Below are 3,589 nucleotides of genomic sequence, written 5' to 3' on the forward strand. Positions count from 1 at the left end.
TCGGCCCAGCTTAAACTGCAACGCGCCGGCCACCCTGACTGCGGGTCGCCGGCGCTTTTGTGTTGGTGGTTGCCTAGAGCTCGATACCGAGCAGGGCGTTGACCGCATCGGACACCAAGGCGGCGTCGGTGGCCGAGGCCGGGGTGTCTCCGGCGGCCAGGGCGGCACCGGCCCAGGCGTCGACGGCGGCCAGAGCCTCAGGGGCGTTGAGGTCGTCCGAGAGAGCGGCGCGCATCTGTTCGATCAGGGCCTTGGCGGACCCTGCGGGCGCGGACTGGAGCGCCTTGCGCCAGGAATCGAGGCGGCGCTTGGCTTCCTCGAAGCCTTCGGCCGTCCAGGACCAGTCGCTGCGGTAGTGGTGGGCCAGGATGGCCAGGCGGATGGCGGCCGGTTCCTCGCCGGCGGCGCGGAGCTTGGAGACAAGCACCAGGTTGCCCTTGGACTTGCTCATCTTCTCGCCGTCGAGCCCCACCATTCCGGCGTGTGCGAAGTGCTTCGCCAGCGGCGTCCCGGTAAGGGAGTAGGCGTGGCCGGCACCCATTTCGTGGTGCGGGAAGACGAGGTCCGAGCCGCCGCCCTGGACGGTGAAGGGCGCGGGGAGGTACTTCTGTGCGATGACGGTGCACTCGATGTGCCAGCCGGGGCGGCCATCCCCCAGTTCGCCGCCGGCCCAGCTGGGCTCACCGTCGCGGGCCACGCGCCAGAGCAGCGGGTCCAGGGCCTGCCGCTTGCCGGGGCGGCCCGGGTCGCCGCCACGCTCGGCGAAGAGCTCGAGCATCTCGGCGTCGGAGAGGTGCGACACGCAGCCAAGGGTCCAGGCACCGGCGTCCTCGGCCGAATGCTTCCCGGCGGCTTCGACGTCGTAGTAGACATCGCCGTCGGGCTCGCCGTCCGTGCCGGCAACCCGGTAGGCCAGGCCGCGTTCAAGCAGGGATTCGATGGCGGGAACGATCAGCGGGATGGCCTCGACCGCGCCGATGTAGTCATCCGGGGCGAGGACGTTGAGGGCTTCCATGTCCGTCTGGAAGAGCTCGATCTGGCTGGCCGCGAGGTCGCGCCAGTCGACGCCGGTCGCCGTCGCGCGCTCCAGCAGGGGGTCGTCGACGTCGGTGACGTTCTGGACGTAGGCGACCTTCTGGCCGCCGTCGCGCCAGGCCCGGTTGAGCAGGTCAAAGGCGACGTAGCTGGCGGCGTGCCCCATGTGGGTGGCGTCGTAGGGCGTGATGCCGCAGACGTACATGGACTGCTCCCCCGCCACGTCGAGGGTCACGGGGCCGCCCTGGGCGGTGTCGAAGAGACGCACGGCGGGCATGGCGCCCGGCAGTTGGGGAACGGGGCGGGAGGTCCAGGATTTCACAGACCAAGCCTAGTGCTAGGCGCTGATGACATTGAAACCGAGCAGTAGGTAGAGTGCCAGGCCCAGGAGGATGCGGTACCAGACGAAGAGCCGGTAGCTGCGGGTGGAAACGTACTTGAGGAACCAGCCGATGATGACGTAGCCCACCACGAACGCGATCACGGTGGCCAGGCCCGTTTCGGGGAGGCCGTAGGGGCCGCTGAGGCCTTCCTTGGTGAGCACCTTGTAGAGCTGGTAGAGGCCGCTGCCGAAGACGGCGGGGATGGCCAGGAGGAAGGAGTAGCGGGCGGCGGCCTCGCGGGTGTAGCCCATGAAGAGGCCCGCGGTGATGGTGCCGCCGGAGCGGGACACGCCCGGGATGAGCGCGAGGGCCTGGGCGAACCCGTAGAGGATGCCGTGCTTGTAGGTGAGCCGGCTGAGGTCGCGCTCCTGCCGGCCGGTGGCGTCGGCGACAGCGAGGATCATGCCGAAGACGATCAGCATGGTCGCGACGATCCAGAGGCTGCGCAGCACGGATTCGATCTGGTCCTGGAAGAGCAGGCCGAGGACGATGATGGGGAGGCTGCCGAGGATGACCAGCCAGCCCATCCGCGCGTCGGGGTCCTGGCGGGAGACCTTGCCGGTGAGCGAGCCGAACCACGCCTTCACGATCCGGACGATGTCGCGCCAGAAGTAGACGATCACGGCCGTCTCGGTGCCCAGCTGCGTGATGGCGGTAAAGGCGGCTCCGGGGTCCGAGGCGTCCGGGAGGAACTCCCCGACGATCCGAAGGTGGGCGCTTGAGGAGATCGGGAGGAACTCTGTCAGTCCCTGCACAAGGCCCAGAAAGGCCGCTTCTATCCAGTTCACGTTTATAGACCCTACCGGTACGGCCGGCCGAAGCACCGTAAGCTTGCAGGCATGCAGCAGCGTTATGTCGGCAACAGTGGGTTGCGTGTCTCGTCCCTGTCCCTTGGCACCATGTCCTGGGCCGGTGAGACCGATGAGCAGGATGCCGCTGCCCTGCTCCATACCTTTGTCGATGGCGGCGGCACCCTGATCGACACCGCGGCTTCCTACGCCGGCGGCCGGGCCGAGGCGATGCTCGGCAGCATGCTCAACGACGTCGTGGCGCGCAGCGAGGTGGTCATATCCACCAAGGCGGGGCTGACGACGTCGGGCGCACGCCACAGCGTGGACACCTCACGCAACGCCCTCCTCTCCAGCCTCGATGCCTCCCTGGCCCGGCTGGGCACCGACTACGTGGACCTGTGGTTCGCGCAGGCCTGGGATCCCAACGTCCCACTGGACGAGACCCTGGCGGCGCTGGAGTACGCGGTCCGCTCCGGCCGGGTGCGCTACGCCGGCGTCTCCAACTACTCCGGCTGGCAGACCGCCAAGGCCGCGGCGGTGGCCGGGTTCCCGCTGGTGGCCAGCCAGGCCGAGTATTCGCTGCTGCAGCGCAAGGCCGAGGCCGAGCTGATTCCCGCGATTGAAGACGCCGGCCTGGGCCTGATGGCATGGGCTCCCCTCGGACGCGGTGTCCTGACCGGAAAGTACCGCGGCCACATCCCGGCCGACTCCCGCGCCGCCCAGTCGAAGCTGGCGGCGTACGTCGAGCCATATCTTGAGGGAAGCTCCTCCAGCGTGGTCGAGGCGGTTGCCATGGCGGCGAAGGGCCTGGGCCGCAGCATCCTGGACGTCTCCCTGAGCTGGCTGTTGTCCCAGCACGGCGTGGCGACCGCGGTGGTGGGCGCGCGCACCCCGGTGCAGTTGAAGGAAATCCTCGATGCCACGCTCGCACCCCTGCCGCCGGAGATCGCAGTGGCCCTCGAGGACGTCTCCAGCCCGGCGTAGGGCTTTTCGGGCCGGTAATGCCGTGCCCTCGCCACTTCTGCGTGTCCCAACGCGTCCTCTGTAACGCCGCTCTCGCTCTAAAAGCAACTGCTCCCGCGGCAAGCCCTCCCACAGAAACCGCGCTGCGGGACTCCTCGCCCGGCCGCCTGCTGCGTCTCGCCCGCTCGTGGTTCCATCCGCGCATCTGGACTTCTGCCCCGATCATGCGCATGTTCACTGCGTGAAGTAGTGGTTTTGTCGGGGTTTTTGGTGGGGGTCGAGGTGGGGTGGCGGGATGTACCAGGGAGTCCCGGCGCGTGACTGGATGGTCCATTGTTCTTTGTGGATCAGGTGATGGTGGTGTGAGCACAGCAGGACACCGTTGTCTGTGCTGGTTGATCCGCCGCGGGACCAGTA

At 68.3% G+C, this 3,589-nt stretch carries 4 protein-coding genes; 1 reads left to right on the forward strand and 3 read right to left on the reverse strand.

Annotation, left to right across the window (positions count from 1 at the left end):
- Positions 1-73 precede the first annotated feature (73 nt).
- Together mshC and AB0305_RS22885 are read right to left on the reverse strand one after the other, a co-directional pair.
- Positions 74-1,357 carry a cysteine--1-D-myo-inosityl 2-amino-2-deoxy-alpha-D-glucopyranoside ligase gene (mshC, locus tag AB0305_RS22880; RefSeq protein ID WP_364135763.1) on the reverse strand — a complete coding sequence of 428 codons (1,284 nt, stop codon included), beginning with the start codon at positions 1,355-1,357 and terminating at the stop codon, positions 74-76.
- A 15-nt stretch (positions 1,358-1,372) separates the two neighbouring features.
- The gene (locus tag AB0305_RS22885) at positions 1,373-2,206 is read right to left on the reverse strand and encodes an undecaprenyl-diphosphate phosphatase (RefSeq protein WP_290257850.1); all 834 of its coding nucleotides are present in this window, start codon (positions 2,204-2,206) and stop codon (positions 1,373-1,375) included.
- A 51-nt stretch (positions 2,207-2,257) separates the two neighbouring features.
- Here AB0305_RS22885 and AB0305_RS22890 point away from each other — a divergent pair, with 51 nt between their 5' ends.
- On the forward strand, positions 2,258-3,193 hold the full coding sequence (locus AB0305_RS22890) for an aldo/keto reductase (protein ID WP_364135766.1): 936 nt from the start codon (positions 2,258-2,260) through the stop codon (positions 3,191-3,193).
- Positions 3,194-3,406: 213 nt separating this feature from the next.
- Here the strand turns inward: AB0305_RS22890 and AB0305_RS22895 are convergent.
- The coding region (locus AB0305_RS22895) for an HNH endonuclease (protein ID WP_364135769.1) at positions 3,407-3,589 on the reverse strand (183 nt) is incomplete at its 5' end.

This window comes from Arthrobacter sp. NPDC080086, assembly GCF_040702285.1.